This is a genomic window from Ohessyouella blattaphilus (genome assembly GCF_024721265.1).
In the GTDB taxonomy this organism is placed as follows: domain Bacteria; phylum Bacillota; class Clostridia; order Lachnospirales; family Lachnospiraceae; genus Aequitasia; species Aequitasia blattaphilus_A.
The window spans coordinates 17,787-41,559 of sequence record NZ_JAMXOC010000021.1 but is presented as its reverse complement, the minus strand read 5'-3'; the positions used below and the strand labels follow the sequence as shown (position 1 = coordinate 41,559).

The window sequence follows — 23,773 nt, the reverse complement described above, 5'->3', positions numbered from 1 at the left end:
AAACGAATGCCTCGCTAGTTGTATATGACTAGTGAGGCATTCATTTTTATTAAATGTTTATAAAAAAAAAGATTGTGTTTATTGTGAAGCAGTATCCCATAAAGTATAATTTGTGTAATGGTGGGATTATGTGGAGGATGAGACATGAGGAAAAAAGTGTTGTTTTTACTATTGGCGACGGGGCTATGCCTTCTGTTAGCAAAAACGGACGCAGAAGCAGCGCCTACGACCTATGAAGTAGCAACGTATCAGGAGTTAGTAGATGCGCTTGGTAAAGTTAATGACGGTGATGTAATCAGTATCAGTTATGATATTGTGGTAACGAGCCAAGTGAATTTGAGCAAGTCAGTAACCATCCAGGGAAATGGTAACTGGATTCGGGTACCAGAACCAGGTCTTCACGACTCGGGGATTCTTAATTCAAAGCCTTCAGCGTTTCGTGTCTTTTATGCGGCCACCGCGGGAAAGAATATTTCGATTAATAACCTTAAAATTTCCGGTGGAAATGTTCAAGGTGGTGGTATTTATGTTGGCAGTAGTGTGGAGATGTCACTAAGTCAAGTCACTATCACCAACTGTGGTGGAAGTGGAAGTACAGGGGGCGGAATATACAATGCAGGTGTTACACGGATTATAAATTCGGTTATTAACCGCAATGGGGCGAACTATGGCGGTGGTTTCTTAAATACTGGCGGTGCAACTATGGTAGTTGAGAACTCGAGTATGAGCGAGAATCGTAGCTTGAGTGCCGGTGGCGGTGGTGGCGCGGCTGAGAACCAAGGACAACTTTATGTGAATAGCTGTACCTTTGCCAATAATAAGAGTACCGAACTTGGTGGTGCTATTAATGATTATTTCGGTATGGCTTATATCATGAACTCTACCTTCTCGGGAAATGTTACTTATAATTCATCTCGTGATGGCGGTGCTTTAAGAGGAAGTAAGTCGGTATTGGTTAATTGTCTTTTTGCCTATAACTACCGATTATCAGACGGAACGTATATACTTGATGACTTTTCGACTTATGCTAGTGTCTTTGGCACTTCTTTATCGAATTACAAGGTGGTTAGCTCGGTTACTCATGAAGCGAGCGCGGAGATTGCAGGCTATAACCTGATTTCATACTCCGGGAAAAAAGATGGTTCAGACGATATAATCTTTAGTGGCGGCGCCACGGCAAAAGTATTAGCAGCTGATGGCAGCGAAACGGGAACCAGTACTGTGTTTCAGCCCTATAACTACCAACCAGCAGGTGCGTATACGGCGGTGCCAGCACTCAAAAGTCCAACAGCCGGCTTTTTAACACAAGGGGTACCAACGGCTTTTGATCCTTTTGCAGAGACGCCGATTTTTGCCTATAGAAACGAGGATGGATCCTGGTACAGCAATTACGAAGGGATATGGAGCAAGAGTACTTTGACTGATGAGACGGCCAAAAGGGTGACAACAGATCAGCTCGGAGGGGCTCGAGGTGATGGAATTGGTAGCACGGTGTTTAGCACAACGGATCTTTATATGGTGAAGTTGGTTCATAATCCGGCGACAGCTCACGGTCTCGTTCACGGAGCTACGGTTTATGGAGATGTATATAAGGCTGGCGATAAGGTTGAGATTATTACAACTCCCGATGCGGGATACTATTTTGATGAATGGAAGAACGCTGATGGAAGCGCTCATACGGAAGATAAATCTAAGGATAACCCCTTAAGGTTTGAGGTTACCAAGGATGTTGTTATCTACCCTATATATGGAAAAGCGTCAGACGAGCAAAAGCCTACAGAATTACAAATAAAGGCAGAAAAGGATGAAGAAGGCGCCTTTATTATAGAAGCGATTTTAACAGGTGATGGCAATGTTAGCGAACAACCGGTTACCTTTTATGTATGTGACGAAAGTGGGAAAATTATTTATTCACAAACGATACCGACAGATGAAAAGGGAAAGACAAAATTTGATCGCTGGATGCCACCAGATGATAGTATCTATGAGGCCTTTGTAAGTTTCCCGGGAAGTCAAGCGGAGGAAAGTAGTATCTCTGATAATATTATTCTGACCAAGAGACTTGTACCTGCAGACATTACGTGGGCAGATAGGGTGGTATCAACTTACGGCGATGCCTTGACATACATCGCTCTAACAGGGGAGAGTTCAGGAGATGTCAAGGGTGAATTTTCATTTGTCGTAGCAGAAGGGGTATCTATAGATAGATTGCCAGTTGGAACGCATACACTTACTAGAAAGTTTGTGCCCGAAGATACTTCGACATATAGAGAGTCTACTCATGACGTGACCGTGACGGTTGCTAAAAAACAGTTAAGTGCCTCTGGTATCGCAGCTGAGGATAAAATATATGATGGAACGACTTCAGCGACATTGACTAGTCCGGTGACGATAACGGGAAAGCTAGCAGGAGATGATGTAGGCGTGACTCCAAGTGTTGCCTTTGAGTCTGCAAGTGCAGGTGTAAATAAAAACGTAACGGTTAATTATTCTTTATGGGGGGCGGCAAGCAATAACTATGCGGCGCCGGCAAGTAGTACGGTAAAGGGCAGTATAATCAAGAAACCTATAGCAGCGGATATGATTGCTGCGATTAGCGATATTACCTATACAGAATCAGCGATTACGCCAACTCCTGTTGTTACAGATGGTGACCCAACAGTGATTTCTAATAACGACTACAGTGTAAGTTATGAGAATAACACCGATGTTGGTCAAGCAAGTGTAATTCTAACAGCCACGGAAGGCGGGAATTATTCTGGCACAGCAACACGGACCTTTTTAATCGTACCAGCGGACCAAACCGTTACACCTACTTCTTATGAGGCGGATTACGATGGCGAAGAGCACAGTATTGCTGTGAGCGCTGAAGGCGCAAGCATCTTTTACAGTCAGGATGCTAGTATTATAGAAGCGGCAGAAGCGGCAGAAGCGGGGACTTTGGATACTACTACGTTAGCGATAACTCCGGCTAAATTTACCAATGTGGGGATTTATACCACATATTATTATATTACTCGAAGCAACTATAATCCTGAGTGGGGAAGCGCCTCGGTTACCATTACGAAGAAGTCTCTTGCAGACGATATGGTAGATATTAGCACAGCACAGACTTATACTGGGGAAGCGTTAACGCCAAGCGTGACGGTAACAGACGGAAGTCCGTCGTTAATTACAGAGAGTGATTACGAGGTGAGCTATAAAGATAATATTGTGGTAGGTGAGGCAAGTGTCATGGTGCAAGCGACAGAGACTGGGAATTATTCAGGCAGTATTACGAAGAATTTCGCGATTAATCCAGCAACGCAAACAGTAAATGCGACTGGGTTTACTGGGGAGTACGACGGCGCAGAACACACGATTACGGTTGAGCCGGAAGGGGGAACAGTATACTATTGCTTAACGGCAGACGAGAAGGAGCTATCTGAGGAATGTCCTGATTTTTCTCGAGCAGGAACTCATACCGTCTTTTACCGAGTGGTGAGAGAAAACTTTGAAGATGTCAGCGGCAGTGAAACGGTGGTCATTGACAAGAAGCCATTACAAGGATCTATGTTTGGCAATGTTCCAGATCAGCAATACACTGGCGATGTGATTAAACCTACACTTACTAGCTTGGAGCCGTTGTTACAGCCAGACGACTACCGTGTGGAATATACAAAAAACGTGAAGGGTGGCACGGCAGAAGTAATCGTTAGTGCTACCGAGGCTGGGAACTTTAGCGGTACAGTTATTCTTCCGTTTAATATTATAGAAGAAAAGCCAGTAGCGAGCCCTAGTAAAACTACGAAAACGAAAGCTGGTCAGGTGGCTTCTGGAGACGGTGCAGTCTTTACTGGATTAGTCTTTTTGCTTCTCTCTTTGCTTTCAATCTTCTCAGTGCTTTTATATAAAAGAGTGAGACATTAAAGAGCGGGCGATACCATCGCCCGCTCTTTATATACCCATTATCCTTCCCTGCACCATTTAAGAGCAGTCTCTTTCAGGTGAAACGCCTTGGTCTCCTTAGAGCGAGAGTCCATGGCGATATAGACTTGCTTACCAGAAGCGGGTCTAAAGTACTTAAAGAAAAAGCGGCCTTTTAGAAAAAAATCCTCTGGAAAATCCGTAAGGAGCATCTTTCCCAGAAAGCTACTTACTTCGTAGAAGGGCTCTTCTTTAAGGTAGTTCTCTAGTGTTTGTTGTATTTTGTAGTTCATAACTTTCCCCCTCTCAATTATTTACCCTTTCGCAATAGACCACATAACGCTTGTAATTATACATATACGGGTGGCAACTCAGTAGAGTTATCATATCCCTTTGCTCCCTGATTAGTACTTCGTTGATGGCGTCAGGGTTGATAATCTTGGTTTCCACTACTTGATAGGTAAGGGTTTCGCGAAAGTTTTTGATATACACATTATCCCCAATTTCTAATTTATCTATGTGGCGAAACATATTCGCCTGGTAATATCCCCGATGGGCAGCGATGACTACGTTGGTATTGTTGCCGCCAATGGGATAGGATGTCTGCGTTAAGTGAACGGCGCCCTTTGTCATGTTTTGTTCGTTGGCCCCTAGGTACAGAGGCAAGGTCTCTTCTATTCGCGGAATCGTTAGAAAGCCAATTAAGTTATCGGTGATTCCAAAGGCGCTCAAATTGATGCCGGGTATCTCGTAGGAGAAAGGGTCTTTCAAATCCTTTTGCTTCTCAGCGTATAGCCGTTCGTTTTCGGCTTTTAGGAATTCGTACAAAGCGTCTGATTGGACGCTTTCTTCTTTTTCGGTAAAGTTTTGTTCGAGTTTTCTCGTGGTTTGTACGAAGCGCTGCTGAAAAAAAGTAGGTAGTAATAAGAATAATAGGCCAAGTGAAAGGGCAAGGATACCGATTATTCTGATGATAAGTTTTCCTTTTCTCATTCGTCTTCACCACCCAATCTTTTTAGGTGACGTTTCCGGCGGGTTACCTTGATAATGATGATTAGTAGTAGGAGCAAAGCAACCGAAATGGCGATAATCAGCCAGAGGGTTATTGGCTCCTCTTTTTCTTGGGCTTTTACTTCTTCCTCGACTGCGATCCGTGAGAACTTACCCCTTACTAACAGACGGTGGGAATTGATGCCATAAGGCGTACAGGTAACTAAGGTTACGAAGTAGCCACCGTTTATATCGTATGCGGAGAATTCTTCCGGCAGGATGGTTTTGATATCGTCCACCTGATACACAAAGGTCTGATCGAGAATGGTAATAAAGAATTCATCGCCTGGTTCTAGCTTGATTAAGTCGTCAAACATCTTGGCAGAAGGCAGACCGGTATGCCCAGTTAGAAGGGCGTGGCCGTCATCGCCAATAGGAAACGTGGTGCCTTCGATATGCCCGACCCCTTTCTTTAATACTTCATCACTAGTTCCGTGATAGAGAGGGAGGTCCACATTGATAGTGGGAATCTGAATCTTCCCCATAACACCATCGATGTTTAGGACTTCTAAATAGTTATCCGGGAGAGCCCGGCCACTCCCTGGGATAAAAGGGTCTTTGACCGGGTCGCCGCGGAGACTGTTGTTGTAGTCGGTGGCCTTGTGCCATTCGCTTTCAATCATTTCCTCATTTAGGCCAGTGACTTTACTAGTATACGTGTTGCCAACGGATACAAAATGTCGATTGTTATACCAGGAGGCGACAAAGGGATACGCCATTATACAGAGTCCTAGAATAATGATAAAAACAATTACAATTTTTGATTTTGCAACCTTTGGCATAGTATCATCCTTTTTTTATTTCATTTCACTTTTACGGGTCTTACGTAGGGCAATGATGCCGATAAGAACAAGTAAGATACCTCCTAAGACGAAGATTACCGAACCGATGCCACCAGTAAGTGGTAGACCGAAGATTGGTCCCGGGCCATCATCGCCTAAGCGGGTGTTCTCTACCGTTACTTTGGTACCATTATTGTTAGCAGGAATGGTAACTTTAATGGCATCTGGTCTCATTACGTACTCCCAGTCTTTGCCAGCAGGTGCATTCGGTGCTTTTACCTCGCAGAGGTAGTAGCTAACCTCGCTGTCGCCACTTCTTGGTAGTCCAGAGATAGCGGCATATCCATGGGCATAAACAGTACTGTCTTTGCCAGTTCCGGCGCCGGTAGTAACGACGATATCGTTTCCAGCGGCATCTTTAATAAAGTCACCAGCGGTAGCTTTAGCAGCGGAAGTTGCTAACTTAAACTGAGCGCCATCAAGGAAGATAGTTGGATCTTTAAAGTCTACTTTTTCAATTTCGATGTAGCTAAGCTTAACGTCTGGCTTATCTTCTGGTTTTGCTGAAGAGCCTTCGCTATCGTCAGCATTTTTAAATTCTATATCTACATCATTGATAATGGTTAGATCATCATCGCCTGCGCTTGGTTTTGTTGCTTTGCTGTTTACATTAGTAGCAAGTTTGATTTCTACACGACCAGCGTTGTTATCCACTAAGTTGTCCATACCATCCCTTGTGAAGTCGATGGTAATCTTGTTAGTTGAGGAGTCTTCGGTAATTGTATAATCGGTGGTCGGTGTTAAAGCGGTTTTTGTTCCACCAGCTGTAATCATGGATACTACGGTGTTGGTTTCATTATAAGTAAGGCGTTCGTCTAAGATATCGACAAAGCGTAGGTGACCATAGGTGTAGGCACCAGGCTCGCCTAAGCGAAGTTTAACAGGTACACGACCATTGATTGTCCAGATGACTTCATCGCCAACTTTGTAGCCGTCGGGATTAGTAGGACCAGTCTTGGTTACTTTTTCACTATTGATGTTTTTAGGATAGACGTGAACGTCGTAATTCCACTTGCTATTTGCGCCAGCGTGGTTATAGCCATAAGGTACAGAAATAATGGTGGGTTCCATGATTTCATATTCACCAGTTGGCGGTGCGGTCTCTACGAGGACGTAGTATCTAACGGCATCTAGTTCATCCCAAGTAATTACTCCTTGAGCGTTGGTAAATTCTTCAGCTTTTGCCAGAGTAGAGTTAGCTAGGGCATCCGCTGCGGTAGTGGTATGGGTAATAGGATAGTTTTCATCAATTATAAAAAGGGTAAAGCCGACACCTTGAAGAGGCGTTCCGAACTTACTGAGCACCGCGTTATCGGTAATCTCGAGGCCGTTAGCCGGTGTGGTCGGTTGGTGATCGGTGCCGTACTTGTGAACAGTAATGCTTCCCTTAATGGAAGCATCGGGTACGTCATCTGTGGCAGCGCTAACGCTTAGGACGGTGCCGACAAGTACAGATAAAGCCAGTAATAATGCCGATAGTTTCTTGAATGATTTGGTAAATAATTTCTTATTCATATGTATTCCTCCTAATTTTATTTTTTTTAAAGCGATATGCGAGAATACCGCTGATGGTAATAATAAAGCCGGTAACTAAGAAGATGAGAATCCCTTTTTGGCCGCTTAGTGGCAGGCCGTAAAGGTAAAAGTTAGGGATTCGGAATTTGCCGTTGCTATCGACTTTGATCGCTGGTGGCATGCTACCATTTGTGGCATAACCTTTGAAAGAAAAGTCGTTCATCCCGTAGATAGTGACAATCCAGTAGCCGTTAGGTCGCTGGAAGCCGAAGGGGGCTTCGGTTTCTTTCAGTAAGTATTGGCCAGTCCGCAACGTGGGAAAGACCACGAGACCGTCTTGTAAGGATACCTTTTCGGTGGCCTCGCTCCAGCAGTTGCTGGTGTCGGTATGGACATGCTGGTAAGGATTGAGACAGCGTCTAAGCTCGAACTTAGCACCTTGGAGAGGCTGTTCGTCGCCCTGATGATCGGTATAGAACTTTGTGAACATCAAATCCTCGTAGGTAATTCTGACAACGGCTGGCACTAAGATATCTTGCTCTTTCCGAGTGCTGTTCTGCTCGTAGGATAAATAGGTACGGGCGTTAGTAATTACGCCGTCGGTACCCCACTCAGGGTAGTTGCCGTTTGTCTGGTCCTTGTGTATGCGGACGTCTAAGTACTCTTCTTTTACCATTACCGTGTACTTCATAAGATACACATAGTCATCGTCATACGTATTTCCTAGTGCCCAGCTGATAGTTCTAGAATTCATTTCATAGATGGGCTGTGCATAGGTTAGCTCCCAACTAGCGGTGCCCTTTTTCGCGCGCATACCTACAAGCTCGGGAAAGTCGCCAGAGGCACTGGAGCCCGGTACGTATTCTACGTAGTCGCTCATGGGGTCGTAAAGGATGACATCCGTAATGGGTAGCTTCTGATCGTCGTGATCGTCGTTAAAGGTTAACGAGATTCCCCAGAATCCTAGGGACGGGTCAAGATCTTCCCGCTGAAGGTCAAAGGCCACCTTCTTCGTAGTCATCTTCGTTACTTCGGTGAGCGGTGTATAGACAGTTGGTACCATGACTTCTTGCTGGGTTACTAGGTCTGAAGATAAATAAGTGTAACCATTGGCAATAACCCCGGATTTGCCGGGTGCTGGATATCTACCGCTTGTTTGGTCTTGATGAATAGCCTTACCGTAATGCTCAGACTTTAATTTTACGTGATACACAAGGCGGTACTGGTAGTCAGAAGTATAATTACTAATGGTGACGTGAAGCGCCTGGGGATTGGGATAAATATACATATTCCAGTCAGTAGTAGGTAGTGAATCCCAGGATAGACCATGGTTCTTCGTAACTTCCATATGGATGCGTTCACCGCCATACCCATTTTCTAGTAGGGTGACGTATTCGCTCATAGGGTCGGTAATCGCGACGTGGCTGTGATCGGTAACCCACCGGGTCTCCTTGATCTCTTGCCCGATATCGCCTAGCTTCTCTTGCAGATTGTCTCTTGGAACCGCACTAAACTTTGAACTATCTGAGGCTGCTGCCGAAAGTAAAGCGACAGCTTCGCTTGGTAGGGCGTTATACTTGGATTCGTAAAAGCCAACGGTGTAAATGGTACTGCCGACGCTTTTGTTCTGATTTGCGACAGCTAGCGCTTGCGAAATATCAGAACTGACCACTTCGTTATAATACCCACCGCTGCTAGGAGTGCTAGAATAATGGCGCTCGGTCATGCCGTCGGATAAGAAGATAATAATCGCTTTCCGCTTATCTTTGTCGGTAGCGCTTCGCTGATCGAGCATCTCCTGAGCGGCCATAAAGCCACCCTGGGAGTTGGTTCCAGTTCCTAATTGAATCCCGCCGATATCGCTACTTCTTAAACTTCCGGGATGGGTTAGCATCCCATTATAGGTTAGGTTGAAGAGCGAGGTTAGATCTTTGTGATCTCTCGTCAAGCCGTGAAGGGGCTTATGGGCGATAGTGCCACGGACGTCGGTAAAGCTGGCATAGCCTACCATACCCACCCTAATGTCTAGGTCTGCATCTTCTGGATTAGAGGAATCTAGTAGCATTTGGATGATCGACTTAGATGATTTTGCTAGATAATCCCAGTTACTAAAAAGTCCAGAGCCCATGGAACCGCTTAGGTCAAGGGCGAGGACTACGTCTACCGGTACCCGCTCCTGAGTAGAAGTGATTTTGGGTGTTCCGGTAACGTCTAAGGTGACTTTGAACGTGTCGTTTTCCCCACTTACACGTTCGGCTTTCTTATATCCAGTTAATGAAGCAGGGCCGGTACTGGCAATGCCAAAGCTCCGATTGCTTCTTCCTGAATTAAGCGAAGCGACTCCTGTTGTATCTGTATCTGTTTCAATTTCTTCCCTCTCAATAGGCACATCGTTGCTTGGATTTTCTGTATTCTCTTCTGGATTGCTGCCTGATGTGTCCTTTTCATTACCTGATGTAGTCTCATTTTCGGTTTCACTAGGGTTTTCTGGCGTCTGTTGGTAGTTGTCGATCTTTAACTCACCAATTTGGGCCTGAAATATACTATCTTTTTTTAGCGAAAGCTTGTCGACTCCATCATCTACAAGGCTTTCTTCCAGTAATGTATCCATGGTTTTTATCCAGTTCAGTACGATACGTTCCCCAAATTCATCTCTTAGCACGTATTCAAAATCGGTAGTTCCAGAATTAACTCCTGTTAGATACCACTGCGCGCTTTGGTGATGATACGTTACCCAGATATTGCCTTGATTATCATCTAAGGCTCTGGCTTCGTAGACGAGAGCTTCGGCATTCCATTCTAATAACTGGTCTTTAAGGGCCTCGTGCTCTGCTAGCGAAGGTATTTCTTCTAAGGTTTCAGCGCTAAAAGGCGTACCTGTATGTGCCTCCTTTTGCTGAAGCAAGCTAGTAAATGAAAAAGGCAAGTCGTGTATATCATTAGGCGACGTTGCCAAAGCAGAAGAAATATGAACGGTAAAAAGAATACAAATAAGTCCAATGCACAATAAAAATCGAAGTAACTGATTTTTAGTTTTCATGATTCACCTCCTCAGTATTTGCTTAGCATTGTACTTGCTTTTGATTATAGAATTGTCGGATAATCTTAATACTGCTCTTTAGAGTAGTAATTAGGTTTTAAATACTGTTCGATTGAGTACTGTACTTTTGGGAAAAATGGATTATAATACTGTAATGTTAGATTTGGAGGGTGAATATGCAAAAAAGAAATTATTTACCGGGGCTACCTTTGCCACGAGGCTACATAAAGCGACCACGGCTGCAGGAGATCCTAGCACGGTCGTTAGAGAATACGGTAACCACTGTATCGGCGCCACCGGGATATGGGAAGACGACTTTAGTTTCCGCGTATGTGCAAAAGCTTAGCGTGACGCTGGTGTGGCACAATTTCTCGGACTTAGATAACGAGACTTCCCACTTTTGGCGAAGTCTCGCTAGAGCCGCTAGGAAAGAATTTACGGTGATGGCAGAGGTGATGGAGAGGCAGGAATTCCCCGAGAGCGCGGCGGCGATGTCGGAATTTCTGCAGGAGCTTGAAAGCCAAGAAGAGTTTTTAGGTAAGGAGCACCGAGTAGTTATGGTGTTTGACAATTTTGAGCTTATAAAGAACCAGCAGGTGTTAGATTTTCTGAACTTGATGCAATCTCTGAATCAGGTGTATCATTCTCTATCGGTACATGTCATTATGATTTCTAATGAGGGGATTATGAACATCTCGGTGCAGCCGCTTCATTTGCTTTATGAGAGCACCCATAAGTACAGAAGCCTTAATACTGTGGATTTGGCCTTTACAGAAGAGGAGGTCCAGCACTTATTCCGCATCTATGGGAAGGAGCTAGCTAGTGAGGACTTGCAAGACGTGATGGAGACGATGGAAGGGTGGCCTCTCGTGGTTCATGCCTATGCTGCATTAGGCGAAGACGAGCGAGAGGTTATCTTCCAGAATACTTTTAACATGATGTCAGCGAATTATTATGGCAATTACGAGCCGGCTATCCAGACGCTACTAATAAAGCTTTCTGGATTTAAGGCCTTTAACTTGGAGATTATTCTAAAGCTTTTAAGCAATCATGGGAGCGAGAAGACCAGTGAGATTACGCGGCAGTTAGCAACGAACCCTTTTATCGAGGTTTCGGTGAGAGATCAAAGCTTTCGCTTCGTCAAGCCTTACCATCATTTTTTGAGCTCAAAGTTTTTGCTTTTAGATGAGAAGAAACAGTCAGAGACGATGGATATCCTAGGCGATTATCTTTTTGACTATACAGATATGCGTATGGTCATTGAGCTTTATATTAAAGCCAATCACTATGACGGGATTACTCGGTGTCTGACCATGCTATCTCCCTATAATTTGGGGATTCCTTATACTCAGAGGATTCTTAAGTATTTGCAGTCTTTGGGAGAGGATTTGACGAAGACAAATCCTTGGATTCGCTTTTTTACGGGGCAGGAGTATTTTAAATATAACCGGGTCGAGCAAGCGGTAACTCTTATCGCCGAGCTAGTGGCAGAACTCGAGGAGAACCAGGAAGAGAATCAAAGGATTCTAGGGGAGTGTTATCTCTTGCAGGCAATTATGAGTTTGCGGCAAGAAGAGATATTTGATTTGTCTTTGCTTGAGAAGGCGGTAAAAAGCTTGCCTGGAGGGAGTATTTTGACTAACCAGCAGAGCTACTTGGTAAATGAAAATGAAATTTTCTTTTTGCCAGCGGATGGGAGCAAGAATGCCGAGGAGATGGCGGCGTATTTCTATCAGTTTATTGAGCTTTTCTCTCAGGTAAGCAATGGGTGCTTATCGGGCTTTGATTATCTTTTCGATGCGCAGCGATACCTTGGCCTTTGCAATTATGAAAAAGCCGAATTCCGAGCGAATCAAGCCATTTTTAAGGCCACCTTATCGCATCAACACGACATTGTTATCAATGCTTATAATGTCCTTATCAATGCTGCTTTTGGCAGGGGTGAGAATAAAGGGATTCGCAAGTATTTGCAGAGCTTGGATGCCTACTGTGAAGAGAATGATACGGAGAAATTCCGGGATTTAAGAGATGTATTAGCGGCCAGTTATTCCTTCTATATTAATGAAAGAGATGGCATTGCTCAGTGGATTCGGGAGGCAGATCTACACCGCTATTATAATGAAAAGCGGTCGTTTGTCGGCAAGAATATTCTGGTGTGTGCCATGTGTGCTTATCAAGAAGAAAACTATTCGCTATTCTCGGCGCTAGTGGATGAGATTGATGAACTCCTGTCTCAGCGCAGTATTTGGACGCTTAACGTAGACCGTCATCTCTTGCATGGGCTTGATTATCTCCAGCAAGAGGAGCCGGAAAAGGCGAGTGCCGCTTTCGTGAAAGCGTATCAATTAGTGCGCCGGGAAAACTTGTTCTATCCTTTGATGCGTTATGGAGGCTACTTAACGCCCCTTCTTAACCTTGTTAAGGAAAAACAACTAGAGGAAATTGACTATCAGTGGTTGGGTGAATTGGAGAGGCTGTGCAACTTGCATAGTAAGAATTTACGATTGATTCGGGCAGAATATGGAAACGTTAAAAAAGGTTACACCCAGTCAGCGACAAAACTTACGCCAAGGGAAATGCAGGTTCTGAAGTTGCTGGCAGGGGGGCTGTCACGCTCAGATATTGCGTTTAACCTAGGAGTATCGATTAGCGGAGTACAGAAGTTTTTAAGTAACATCTATGCCAAGCTAGGGGCAAAAAATAGTGCGGATGCCGTATCTATTGCCCATAGCAGGCAGATCATTTAAAGGGTTATTCTTTCGGCAGGACTTCCCAGTTGCGTACGGTAGCGCTATCGGGAATATGTTCGTCTAGTCCTGTACCGGAAAGCCATTTGCGGAGCGTGTTTTTAACTTTTCTTTTGCTTGTCCATCCTTTATGTAAGCGTCCCCAGACGTGAGTGATGGCATTGGTAAAGCCGACGCAGGTTGCCGCGTCGTCGGTTAAGAGACTTTCACTTAGGTCTGGTAGCCAGCCGAGCGCTAGGCGTGGTTGCCAGCAGATGAACTCTAGGTTAAGTTTTTCGAAAGCGCTCTTAGGCATTAAGGCCACCTGAAAAGCGGGATTTTGATCGATAGCGCTTAGAATCCGTTCTAATTGAGACGCCAAAAGTTCCCGAGGAATCGGTACGTCCTGACCGGCGAGCGCACTCAAAGGCTCGTTGATTCGGTAAGGCTTAGCCAGGCCTGCTTGGACATCTTCTCGGCAAAGGATAATTGTATATTCGCCGTTAAGGTAATCCTGGGGGTCACTAAAGAGGTAAGCTGGTAGTTTGGTATGGATACCTTCTAAGAGGGTTGTACCTTCTGCCGCCGTTAAAAGGCCAAGGGAAGGAACCCTTTGAATTACCGAAAATTCAGTTATTAAGGGGGGAGTTAACCAGTTTTTATCTGAAGCATCCTTTAAAAACCCAAATTGCCCTATCGCGGCGCTGCGTTCGCTAAAATCAGCGCAATGGGCTTCGTCTGGGCGGATGTTGCGAGGATCGGTGTAGAGGGTGGTGATGAGACCATCAGCGGCGGTGTCATCGTGTTCTAAGCGACCGCTCCAAAAGCCTTTTATACTAGCGACGAAATCCACGGCGGGTGCGTCGCTGTCATAGTAACGAATGCGAATTAGCCCTTTTAGCTGGAGGACGAGCCAGTAGACAGAAAAATAAGGACTGCCATCAAAGCCTTCGGCATTGTGAGTGATTAAAGTAATCTGGGCTTTTTTCTGGAGAACCTTAGGTAGTCTTTTGAGGAAGCGTAGGGCAAAGGCGAGATTGCCGTGCCAGAGCTCAAAGTTATGATGGGCACAAATCGTTAGGCTTTGTCCTGGGGGTAATTGGGCGAGATAGTCTAGCATGAGAAGCGCGGCCTTGCGGAAGCCTTCTACTCCGAGTAACACGCGTTGCTGAGCTACGTATTCACCGCTGCGCTGAATTGTCGGTGGCGCCATCTGCAGGGAAAGACCGGGCATTTCGGTACCTAGAAGATATCGCTCAATCATTTGTTCCTTGGAACTGCCATCATTGTAAGCAGTTAAGAGGTCGTCAAGCTTCCCCTCTTTGTCTAAGGAAGAGAGAGCGGCCGCTAAGTCTTGGAGAGTGTGCCCTTTCGTGGGAATGGGTCTTGCTCCTTTTTGCCAGCGGGAGATTAGAGAATTGGAAAGGCCGGATTCTTCGGCAAGAGCAACTGCGGAAAGGCCGAGGGCAGTCATGGCGCTTGCAAGCCTGGAAGGATCTGTGCTACTCATGTTTTATCTACTCCTATTATATCTGTATCTGTGTTATCATAGCATATTATAGGTCATTGTATCGAGATTAAGGGAAAAAAGCAATATTTTGTAGAAGAATTAAGATTTGCGAAAGGCAGGAACTATGGGGAATACAGAGATATTTGATCGCATTGCGAGGGCGTATGATAACGAACAGCGAATAGAAATAGGCAAACTCTGCGCCGAGGAAGTCCGCCGCGTTATTGTGGGAGCGGACACAAGGGGCAAGGTAGCGCTTGATTTTGGGTGCGGAACGGGGCTTATCGGCATGGAATTCCTTGAGGATTTCCGTAGTGTTCTCTTTCTCGATTCTTCGGAACAGATGATTGAAGTGACGAAGGAGAAGCTACGTCAATTACAGACAGAAAGAGGACAAGCAATCTGTCTCGATCTTGAGCGGGAAGAAGCAAGTGAGATTAGAGGGGATTACATCTTTATCGTCCAGACCTTGCTCCATATATCAGATACGACAGGGATTCTTGAGAAGCTATTTCAGCTATTGAATCCTGGCGGGCACCTAATCATTATTGACTTTGATAAGCAGCCGGCTATTACTGCCGAGAATGTCCATAATGGTTTTGAACAAGAGGCGCTTAAGCAAATGCTAGAACAAGTCGGCTTTACGGAGGTGGTGAGTAGAACCTTTTATCAGGGCGAGAAGCTTTTTATGAATATGGATGCGTCGATGTTTATTATGAAAGGAAAAAAATAGGCGTTTACATACAACCTATTGACGTGTGCACGTAAAGCGGGTATAATGTAATTATGATAAAAAGCTTTGCTGATAAAGAAACGGAAAAAATATATAACCAAGTGTTCTCCAAGAAACTTCCTCAATCAATTCAACGTATAGCGCTGCGCAAGTTGATTATGATTGATAATGCAGAGGGTTTAGAGGACTTGCGTGTTCCACCAGCAAATCGATTAGAGCTGCTACAAGGTAATCGGTCTGGTCAATACAGTATAAGAATAAATGATCAGTACCGAGTGTGTTTCAACATAGAAAAAAAAGATTTTTTTAATGTTGAGATTGTAGATTACCATTAGCATTCATATGGAGAGGAGGATTCTCATGGTTGATTTTATTATTACTACAACAATGGGGGAGATTCTGCAGGAGGAATTTATGAGCCCATTAAATATTTCGGCATATCGCTTGGCCCAAGAGATACATGTGCCGGTATCAAGAATTCAAGACATATTACATAACCGCAGAAAGGTAACGGTAGACACATCTTTGCGTCTTGCAAAGTTTTTCCAGGTTTCAGATAAATATTTCTTGGATATGCAAAATGATATTGATTTAAGAAATTTAAAAGTGAGCATGAAGAAAGAACTTTCTGAGATAAAGGTATGTCAAGTTGTATAATTAAGCATTTGACTAAGGCCAGTTTGCGTGTTAACATAGAGAAAATAAATCAGAATAGAAATTTAGATAGAGGTTGCACCTTTAATCAGTAGAAATGTGGATGTCCGGGGACAGATGAAGCTTTTTGAAAGGGAAGGGTGCCGAAGGAGATTATGACCTGGCATAGTTGTCCTGGGCGCAGCGTGAAGAATGCTGCGACTGTCATCGCAAGGTGGAGTGCTATCATAATATATTGGTAAAGTATATTTGAAAGCAGGACACGTGTATCATGTATCTGCTTTTTTTCGCGTTAGCAACGAGCCACGCAAGCGTGTACGCTTATGTGGCGACTGCTCGCGAACCGAGGCGGTCGCGTAAAGCGCAACGCCTTCGGTATTGGCTAGAAAAGTCTAAAGGACTTTCTAGCCAATGAAAAATCACTTCGCGTTAGCAACGAGCCACGCAAGCGTGTACGCTAGGGATGCTATCTATTTCAAGAAGGAGGTCATATTATGGCGATTTTTAAAGGTGCCGGAGTAGCTATTGTTACACCTATGAACGAAGACAGAAGTATCAATTTTGAGAAACTTGGGGAGTTGATTGAGGATCAAATCGCGGGAAAGACGGATTCTATCATTATCTGCGGAACCACAGGAGAGTCCTCAACGATGAGTCACGAGGAACATATCGAGACGATTCGCTATTGTGTGGAGAAGGTAGCGGGAAGGGTGCCAGTTATTGCTGGTACTGGTTCTAACTCCACTAGCGAGGCGATTTACCTATCAAAAGAGGCTGAGCGAGTTGGCTCCGACGGTCTTTTGGTGGTTACCCCTTATTACAATAAGGCCACCCAGAATGGTTTGTATGAGCATTTCCGAGTGATTGCGGAGGCAGTTAGCATTCCTATTATTCTCTATAATGTACCGGGAAGAACCGGATGTAATATGTTACCGGCGACGACAGCACGTCTCTTTAACGATATTGATAATATCGTGGGCATGAAAGAAGCGTCAGGAAATGTTGGGCAGGCGGCTGAGCTGATGCATTTGACAGAGGGAAAGATCGATCTGTATTCTGGTAATGACGATATCGTTGTACCCCTCTTATCCCTTGGCGGCTCAGGGGTTATCTCTGTAGTTTCTAATATCGCTCCTACATTTATGCACGACATGGTAGCTAGCTACTTAGCAGGCGATGTGGCGAAGGCGACGAAATTACAGCTTGACTGTATTCCGCTATGCGGCGCTCTCTTCTGTGAAGTGAATCCGATTCCGGTAAAAGCGGGGCTTAACTTACAAGGCTTCCAGGCAGGACCACCGCGTCTACCACTAACGGAGATGGAGCCACAGAATCAAGAAAGACTAAAGGCGGTTATGGCCGATATGGGTCTGTTATAAAAAAGAATTTGGGCGTAGCTACCTAGGTGGCTGCGCCTGTTTTTTATGGTATACTACTAAGGAGAATTCTAACATCAAGGAGGACGAAAATGGTAGGTATAGGTTTGTTAATTCCGTTTCTGGGGACGACTTTAGGCGCTGCCCTAGTGTTTTTCCTAAAGGATCAGATTAATCCCCGGGTACAGAAAGCTCTACTGGGCTTTGCCTCTGGAGTCATGGTAGCAGCTTCGGTATGGTCGCTGCTGATTCCGGCGATGGATATGTCAGAGGACATGGGTAAGTTTGCCTTTGTACCGGCGGCGGTAGGACTGCTCTTAGGCTTTGCATTTTTGCTACTTTTAGATGAGGTGATTCCTCATTTGCATAACGGGGCGACGGTGCCAGAAGGGCATCAGCCCAAGAAGAGGCTGAATAAGAACACCATGCTAGTACTAGCGGTGACCCTTCATAATATTCCTGAGGGAATGGCAATTGGAGTGGTGTACGCAGCGGCGATTTACGGGCATTCTCAGATGTCCATGGCTGGGGCGCTAGCCCTTAGTATTGGAATTGCGATTCAGAACTTTCCTGAGGGGGCGATTATTTCGATGCCACTTAGAAGTGATAATAAGATGAGCAAGGGGAAGGCCTTTCTCTACGGCGCTGGTTCAGGTGCAGTAGAGCCGGTAGCGGCAGTGATTACCATTCTTTTAACGAGTATAATCACCCCGATTTTACCGTATCTTTTGGCTTTTGCCGCCGGGGCTATGCTGTACGTGGTGGTAGAGGAGCTGATTCCGGAAGCCAGTCTCGGAGAGCACAGCAATATCGGAACCATCGGTTTTGCCGTGGGCTTTGCCATTATGATGATTCTCGATATCGCTTTAGGCTAAAACTAAAAGAGTTAAAATTTTTCAACGACTGTCAGGAGGTCGGAAAAGGACTTGATTACCCCGTCTGGGTTTGCTACTTCTTCAAAGCCGTAGGCGGCGTGAATGAAAGGGGTACCTGACTTGAGCGAAGCATCATGATCGCCGTTTGTGTCACCAACGTAGACACAAGCTTCGAGATGGTGCTTTTCTTTTATAATGGTGATGTTTTCATTCTTTGGTAGGTTGGTATCACCGGCGCAGAGGTGATCTTTAAAGTAGTGATGAAAGTCGAAGTCCTCTAAAAAAAGCTCAATGTAGCCTGCTTGGGAGTTACTGACGATAAAAAGGGGATACTTTTCCTGTAGAGTCTTTAAGGTGTCTTCAAGCTCAGGGTATAAGGTGCCAGGAGTAAGCCTTAATTGGCGGTGCTCTTCTTCCACACAGAGGTCCATCAGCTCAAGCTGGCGCTTAGTACTTTCCTCAGGGAAGAGGTTAGCAGCAATTACCGGCACTAACTTGCCAAACTGGGCTTTTAGGGTAGCGGCAGTAAATCCTGGGTTCTTTCCGGTGGCTTTTTCTACGGCGTGGTTCCAAGCCTTTGCACAAACCCCAGTCGAATCCCAAAGTGTGCCATCTAAATCAAAGATAATTCCATCTATCATTTCTCATAAAACTCCTTTTTTCTTTCTAAGATATCACAATTAGCGAAAATATGCTAAACTTATCACAAAGAGAGAGAGGTGGTTTGGTGATTCAAACATACGTAGCAGATATTCGTGTGCTTTTAAATAATGAAACCTATGAGACCTACTATCAGATGATGCCGGAATTTCGGAAAAGCAAAGCGAATGCGATTAAGCCAACCCTTAAGAAAGCTCAGAGCATAGGGGCTTATGCCTTGTATCAAAAAGTCAATACGGGCGGAAATTTTAACCTATCCCACTCAGGAAATTACGTCCTTTGCGCTATCGGTAAGGAAGCAGAGACGATAGTAGGCTGTGATGTGGAGCACATTAGGCCGGTGCCTATGAGTCTGGCGAAGCGCTATTTTACGGAAAAGGAGTGCGCCTTTGTGTTTGCTGGAGAAAGCGAGGAAGCACGTCTTTACCGGTTCTTCAGACTGTGGGTCCTAAAAGAAAGCTACATGAAAGCCACCCGTCTTGGAACCAATCTGGGGACGCAGACCTTTGAAATCCTGTTCAATGAGAAGAATAAGCCGTATTTAAATATTCAGCCAGAAGCTTATGCTGGGGAATACGAATTTCGAGAGTTTAGGGTTAGCGACGAAGCCCTTTGTGCCACCTGTGGACTAGGGGAGCGGATTAAGGATAGCTTAGAGCAAATGTTGATGTAAAGGAGAGGCAGACAAAAATGGACTTAATGACCACTTGGGGAAAGAATCTAGATAAGGAGCATGTACTGCCCGAGTACCCTAGACCAGGGCTTTGTCGGGACAGCTACTTAAATCTAAATGGTTATTGGGATTATGAGATTACAGAGGCAGATAAGAAGCCAGGGCACTATTCAGGACGGATTCTGGTACCTTTTTCGCCGGAAGCGTCTCTATCGGAGGCAAAAAGGGCACCAAAGGCCGGGCAGTTTTTGTGGTATCGCCGGTTTCTTAAGTTGGATGTAGAAGAAGAGAATAAGCGCTACCTTCTGCATTTTGGTGCAGTAGATCAGCTAGCAAAGGTCTACCTGAATAACCAGCTAGTGGGCAGCCATCTGGGAGGCTATGGGTCTTTTACCTGTGAGATTACCGATCAGCTAAAGCAGGATGCAGACAACGAGCTGATTGTTAAGACATTAGATTTAGGAGAAGATAGCTTCTTTGCTAGCGGTAAGCAAAGTATTAAGAGAAAGGGCATGTTCTATACGGCTCAGTCCGGTATCTGGCAGAGCGTCTGGTTAGAAGCGGTGCCCAAAAATTACGTGAAAAAGTTGAAGGTAACGCCTCTTTACGATGAGGGCGCGGTGTCCCTTGAGGTGGTGAGCGATGTTAGAGAGCGCCTAAAGGTAAGCTTTGCCAATGAAGAAGCCCTGGCGGTTCCTTTTATCCTTGGGGAGAGCAATGAGCGCCTGGTGATCAAGCTTCAGGAGAAGCGCAGCTGGTCACCGGAAGAACCTTATCTTTATGAGTTTAAGGTGGAGATGGGCAAGGATGTTATTACCAGTTACTTTGGCCTGCGCAAAATCAGCGTAGCCAAAGATGAAAGGGGCATTCCCAGACTATTCTTAAACAATGAGCCTTATTTTCAAAAAGGGGTCATTGATCAAGGTTACTGGCCGGAGAGCTTGATGACACCTATGGCGGACGCGGCTTTGATTTACGATATCCAGCAGATGAAGGACCTAGGCTTTAATATGATCAGGAAGCATGCGAAGGTGGAATCAGCGCGGTTTTATTATCACTGCGACCGCTTAGGAATGCTGGTTTGGCAGGATATGGTTAGCGGCGGTGACCACTTTAAGCCTTGGTTTGTGACGTACGCGGCGACGCTGATGGAATGGTTTAAGATTAAGAAAAAGGATAATTTTCGGTGGCTAACCGGTAGAGGGAAGCCTTTAAGCAAGCTGTGGTTTTTGAAAGAAGCAAAGGAGACGATTAATCAGCTCTATAATTACCCGAGTATTGTAGTTTGGTCGATTTTCAACGAGGGCTGGGGACAGTTCGCAGGCTATAAGGTAACAAAGCGGGTAGCGGCTCTTGATGGCAGCCGGCTTTACGATACGGCCAGTGGGTGGTTTGATCAGGGGTGTGGCGATATTCGTAGCCATCACAATTACTTTTTGCCCCTTAAGATAGAGGCCGAGCCGGAGAGAGTAGTAGCGCTTTCCGAGTATGGCGGTTTTTCCCTATCGATTCCGGGGCATAGGTACTGTGAGAAGGTGTATGGATATCGGATTTTTAACGATGAGAAGAAGCTCTCAGCCGGGTATGAGAAGCTCCACCGGACCCAGATTTTTCCGAATATAGAGCGAGGATTATCGGCGACTATTTATACCCAGTTATCGGATATCGAAGAGGAAGTAAATGGACTTTTGACGTATGATCGGAAGCTTCTTAAGATGGACAAAGAGACGGTGCGGAAGATGAATCAAGGTTTGACCTTGAGAAACTAATTTGTTACAATTTACATTAATTAAGAGGAGGTTGGAGTATGAGTAGTTTAACGTTTGCAGAACAAGTGAAGATTATTTTGAAAAGACGAGGAATGACGATTAAGCGCCTGGCGGAGATTATCGAGGAAAAAACTGGTAAACCGATGTCCAGACAAAACTTAACACAGCGCCTCGGTAGAGATAATTTTCAGGAAAAGGATATGCGAATGATCGCCGATATTTTGGGGTGTTCATTTGCTTTAGATATTTTAGGAGAAGAAGAGGAAGTTGCGGCTCCTGTTAATAAAAAAGTTGACGAAATCACCGTTGGGGAGTTAGCTAAGCTAAATGCGGCGGTAGATGAAGCGGCGGCTAAAGTGCAAGCGAAGAAAGAAGAACAGAGGAAAGAAGAACAAAAGAAAGAAGTGGTGGCCGAACCAGTACCGGAATCAATACCGGAACCAACACCGGAACCAACACCGGAACCGGCAGTAGAGCCAGAGCTTAAGATGAGCCCTGAGGAGATTGAAAGTTTATTGAATGAGTCTTTAAATGGAGTTGCGGAAGCTAGTGATGAAGCGAAAGCTGAAGAGGAGCAACCAAAGAAGGGGCTCTTTGGCGGTCTGCTTTCCCGTTTCTCTAAGAAGGAAGTAAAGGATGTGGAGGCAGCTTACGAGCTGACAATCGATGAGGAAGAAGTAGCCGAGGAAGAAGTGGCTGAGGAAGAGGTTATCACTGAGGAAGAAGAAAGCACCGAGGTGATGGAAGAGACTCCCGCTCGTGTGGCAGAGGAGAGTGAACCAGAGGAAGAAGTTATCATTGGGGAGCCAGAGATTAATCCGTATACTGGCCTTGAGTACGAGACCAACAGTGTGCGCATGCATCCGACTAAGGTAGGCTATGTGCAAGTGTATGATCGCCAGATTCACAACTGGACGGAGATGACAGAATGGGCATTCTTAGGCTATCAGGAGCGCCAGAAGGTGCTGCTGGGACACAAGTATAAAGAACCTACGTATCTAGATTAAGGATAGGTTTAAGGGAAAGGATGAATGCTCTTGAAATGGGAAGAGTTATTATGTGATAAGCGCAGACGTAGTTCTGCGAAGAAGAAGGGAAAAGAAGGACTGAAGGATTTGCGCAGTGAGTTTGAAAAGGACTATCACCGCATTATCGGCAGTGCTTCTTTTCGGCGTCTACAAGACAAGGCTCAGGTCTTTCCGCTAGACCGTAGTGATTTTGTCAGAACCAGGCTGACGCACTCGTTAGAGGTAGCCTCTTTTGCTAAGTCATTAGGACAAAATATCGGTGAGAGCCTTACCATTCGGCAACGAGATGATATTTGCAGTATTTTAGAGTGCGCGGGACTGATTCATGATATCGGTAACCCGCCCTTTGGCCATTTTGGTGAGACGGCGATTAGAGAGTGGTTTACGGAGCACTTAAGTGAGTTAGAGCTAGACGGCGTGCCCTTAACCAAGCTTTTATCACCGCAGATGCAGGAGGATCTGTACCATTTCGAGGGGAATGCTCAGGCCTTTCGCCTAGTAACGAAGCTTCATTATCTAATTGACGAGTACGGGATGAATCTGACCTATGGGCTTCTTAATACCATTGTTAAGTATCCGGTGTCTTCGCTAGCGATTGATGAGCACTCCGGGGATATTAAGACGAAAAAGCTAGGCTATTACTTAGCCGATGAAGAGATTTTTAAAGATATTACTAGCAGTACAGGAGCTTTTGATAATCGTCATCCTCTGACCTTTATTCTCGAGGCGGCTGATGATATTGCCTATCGCACGGCTGATCTTGAAGATGCGTATGTAAAAGGCTTTTTAAGCTATGGGTTTATCTTAGAGCAGATGGAAGCCTTAGAAGAGGGCGCACGTGAGCAGGATTTTCGCCCAGGGAGTGTTCTTAAAGACCTATATACGCGATGTGCCGGGCAGAAACTAGGAAACCCAGAAGAGTATGGGATTAAGAACTGGATTATTCGCCTTCAGGGATATTTGATCAATATAGCTACGGAGAACTTTACCCAGCACTACGACGAGATTATGGCGGGAACGTATAAAGAGGATCTTTTTGCCGGGTCTTTTGCCGGGAAGATTATGACAGAGCTTGGCCGGATTGCCTATGACGAAGTCTTTACTTCTCAGGCGATTTACGGTATGGAGGCGACGGAGGCCGTAATCATTGATTTTTTAATGGAGCGCTTTGTAACCGCTGCCGTCAAATACGATACGGGCGTCCATATGAATGCTATTGAAAAGCGGATGATTACCTTTATTTCCAGCAACTATAAAAGGGCGTATCATCACCATGGTCAGGGGAAGAGCTCTGAGGAGAAGTTATATTTGCGACTTTTGTTAGTGACGGATTACGTGTGTGGGATGACCGATAGCTTCGCGAAGAAGCTGTATCAGGACTTAAACGGAATTACCATCGATACAATTTAGGAGAGC

General features: G+C 45.2%; 18 protein-coding genes and 1 riboswitch. Of the genes, 11 read left to right on the top strand and 7 right to left on the bottom strand.

What is annotated here, in order from left to right; all coding sequences use genetic code 11:
* Positions 1-144: 144 nt before the first annotated feature.
* Positions 145-3,909, top strand: coding sequence for a YDG domain-containing protein (locus NHH16_RS12245; RefSeq protein WP_262069897.1), 3,765 nt, complete (start codon positions 145-147; stop codon positions 3,907-3,909).
* A 38-nt stretch (positions 3,910-3,947) separates the two neighbouring features.
* On the opposite strand, the gene NHH16_RS12240 is transcribed toward NHH16_RS12245, so the two are convergent.
* Genes NHH16_RS12240 through NHH16_RS12220 form a run of 5 tightly spaced genes read right to left on the bottom strand, consistent with a single transcriptional unit; the run spans position 3,948 to position 10,353 of the window.
* Entirely contained in the window at positions 3,948-4,199 is a 252-nt protein-coding gene (locus NHH16_RS12240; protein ID WP_262069896.1) for a hypothetical protein, read from the bottom strand.
* 13 nt (positions 4,200-4,212) lie between these two features.
* Positions 4,213-4,899, bottom strand: a complete 687-nt coding sequence (locus NHH16_RS12235; RefSeq protein WP_262069895.1) for a class C sortase — start codon at positions 4,897-4,899, stop codon at positions 4,213-4,215.
* On the bottom strand, positions 4,896-5,738 hold the full coding sequence (locus NHH16_RS12230) for a class C sortase (protein ID WP_262069894.1): 843 nt from the start codon (positions 5,736-5,738) through the stop codon (positions 4,896-4,898). The genes NHH16_RS12235 and NHH16_RS12230 overlap by 4 nt, the downstream gene beginning before the upstream one ends.
* A 15-nt stretch (positions 5,739-5,753) precedes the next feature.
* Complete coding sequence (locus NHH16_RS12225; RefSeq protein WP_262069893.1) at positions 5,754-7,313, bottom strand: SpaH/EbpB family LPXTG-anchored major pilin; 1,560 nt, start codon at positions 7,311-7,313, stop codon at positions 5,754-5,756.
* Complete coding sequence (locus tag NHH16_RS12220) at positions 7,306-10,353, bottom strand: SpaA isopeptide-forming pilin-related protein (RefSeq protein ID WP_262069892.1); 3,048 nt, start codon at positions 10,351-10,353, stop codon at positions 7,306-7,308. The genes NHH16_RS12225 and NHH16_RS12220 overlap by 8 nt, the downstream gene beginning before the upstream one ends.
* Positions 10,354-10,529: 176 nt before the next feature.
* On the opposite strand from NHH16_RS12220, the gene NHH16_RS12215 reads away from it, so the two are divergent.
* Positions 10,530-13,100, top strand: coding sequence for a helix-turn-helix transcriptional regulator (locus NHH16_RS12215; RefSeq protein WP_262069891.1), 2,571 nt, complete (start codon positions 10,530-10,532; stop codon positions 13,098-13,100).
* A gap of 4 nt (positions 13,101-13,104) precedes the next feature.
* Here NHH16_RS12215 and NHH16_RS12210 read toward each other — a convergent pair whose 3' ends face one another.
* A complete protein-coding gene (locus NHH16_RS12210) occupies positions 13,105-14,589 on the bottom strand; it encodes a helix-turn-helix domain-containing protein (protein WP_262069890.1) in 1,485 nt (494 codons plus the stop codon).
* Positions 14,590-14,713: 124 nt separating this feature from the next.
* On the opposite strand from NHH16_RS12210, the gene NHH16_RS12205 reads away from it, so the two are divergent.
* From NHH16_RS12205 to NHH16_RS12185, 5 genes are all read left to right on the top strand, one after another.
* Positions 14,714-15,322: a class I SAM-dependent methyltransferase gene (locus tag NHH16_RS12205; protein WP_262069889.1), complete on the top strand. Its 609-nt coding sequence runs from the start codon at positions 14,714-14,716 to the stop codon at positions 15,320-15,322.
* A 53-nt stretch (positions 15,323-15,375) separates the two neighbouring features.
* The gene (locus NHH16_RS12200; protein WP_262069888.1) at positions 15,376-15,657 is read left to right on the top strand and encodes a type II toxin-antitoxin system RelE/ParE family toxin; all 282 of its coding nucleotides are present in this window, start codon (positions 15,376-15,378) and stop codon (positions 15,655-15,657) included.
* Positions 15,658-15,682: 25 nt separating this feature from the next.
* The gene (locus tag NHH16_RS12195; RefSeq protein ID WP_262069887.1) at positions 15,683-15,979 is read left to right on the top strand and encodes a HigA family addiction module antitoxin; all 297 of its coding nucleotides are present in this window, start codon (positions 15,683-15,685) and stop codon (positions 15,977-15,979) included.
* A gap of 59 nt (positions 15,980-16,038) precedes the next feature.
* A riboswitch (Lysine riboswitch) is annotated at positions 16,039-16,209 on the top strand.
* 261 nt (positions 16,210-16,470) lie between these two features.
* Positions 16,471-17,355: a 4-hydroxy-tetrahydrodipicolinate synthase gene (gene dapA / locus NHH16_RS12190; RefSeq protein WP_262069886.1), complete on the top strand. Its 885-nt coding sequence runs from the start codon at positions 16,471-16,473 to the stop codon at positions 17,353-17,355.
* An 89-nt stretch (positions 17,356-17,444) separates the two neighbouring features.
* Positions 17,445-18,227, top strand: a complete 783-nt coding sequence (locus tag NHH16_RS12185; RefSeq protein ID WP_262069885.1) for a ZIP family metal transporter — start codon at positions 17,445-17,447, stop codon at positions 18,225-18,227.
* A gap of 11 nt (positions 18,228-18,238) precedes the next feature.
* Here the strand turns inward: NHH16_RS12185 and NHH16_RS12180 are convergent, their stop codons facing one another.
* Complete coding sequence (locus tag NHH16_RS12180; protein WP_262069884.1) at positions 18,239-18,868, bottom strand: HAD family hydrolase; 630 nt, start codon at positions 18,866-18,868, stop codon at positions 18,239-18,241.
* Between the two features lie 86 nt (positions 18,869-18,954).
* Between NHH16_RS12180 and NHH16_RS12175 the strand changes: the two genes are divergently transcribed.
* From NHH16_RS12175 to NHH16_RS12160, 4 genes are read left to right on the top strand one after another with little or no spacing between them, the layout of a single operon-like run.
* On the top strand, positions 18,955-19,560 hold the full coding sequence (locus NHH16_RS12175) for a 4'-phosphopantetheinyl transferase superfamily protein (RefSeq protein WP_262069883.1): 606 nt from the start codon (positions 18,955-18,957) through the stop codon (positions 19,558-19,560).
* Positions 19,561-19,577: 17 nt separating this feature from the next.
* A complete protein-coding gene (locus NHH16_RS12170) occupies positions 19,578-21,329 on the top strand; it encodes a glycoside hydrolase family 2 protein (RefSeq protein WP_262069882.1) in 1,752 nt (583 codons plus the stop codon).
* Positions 21,330-21,367: 38 nt separating this feature from the next.
* Positions 21,368-22,336, top strand: a complete 969-nt coding sequence (locus NHH16_RS12165; protein ID WP_262069881.1) for a helix-turn-helix transcriptional regulator — start codon at positions 21,368-21,370, stop codon at positions 22,334-22,336.
* A 30-nt stretch (positions 22,337-22,366) separates the two neighbouring features.
* A complete protein-coding gene (locus tag NHH16_RS12160) occupies positions 22,367-23,767 on the top strand; it encodes a deoxyguanosinetriphosphate triphosphohydrolase (protein WP_262069880.1) in 1,401 nt (466 codons plus the stop codon).
* Positions 23,768-23,773: the final 6 nt, after the last annotated feature.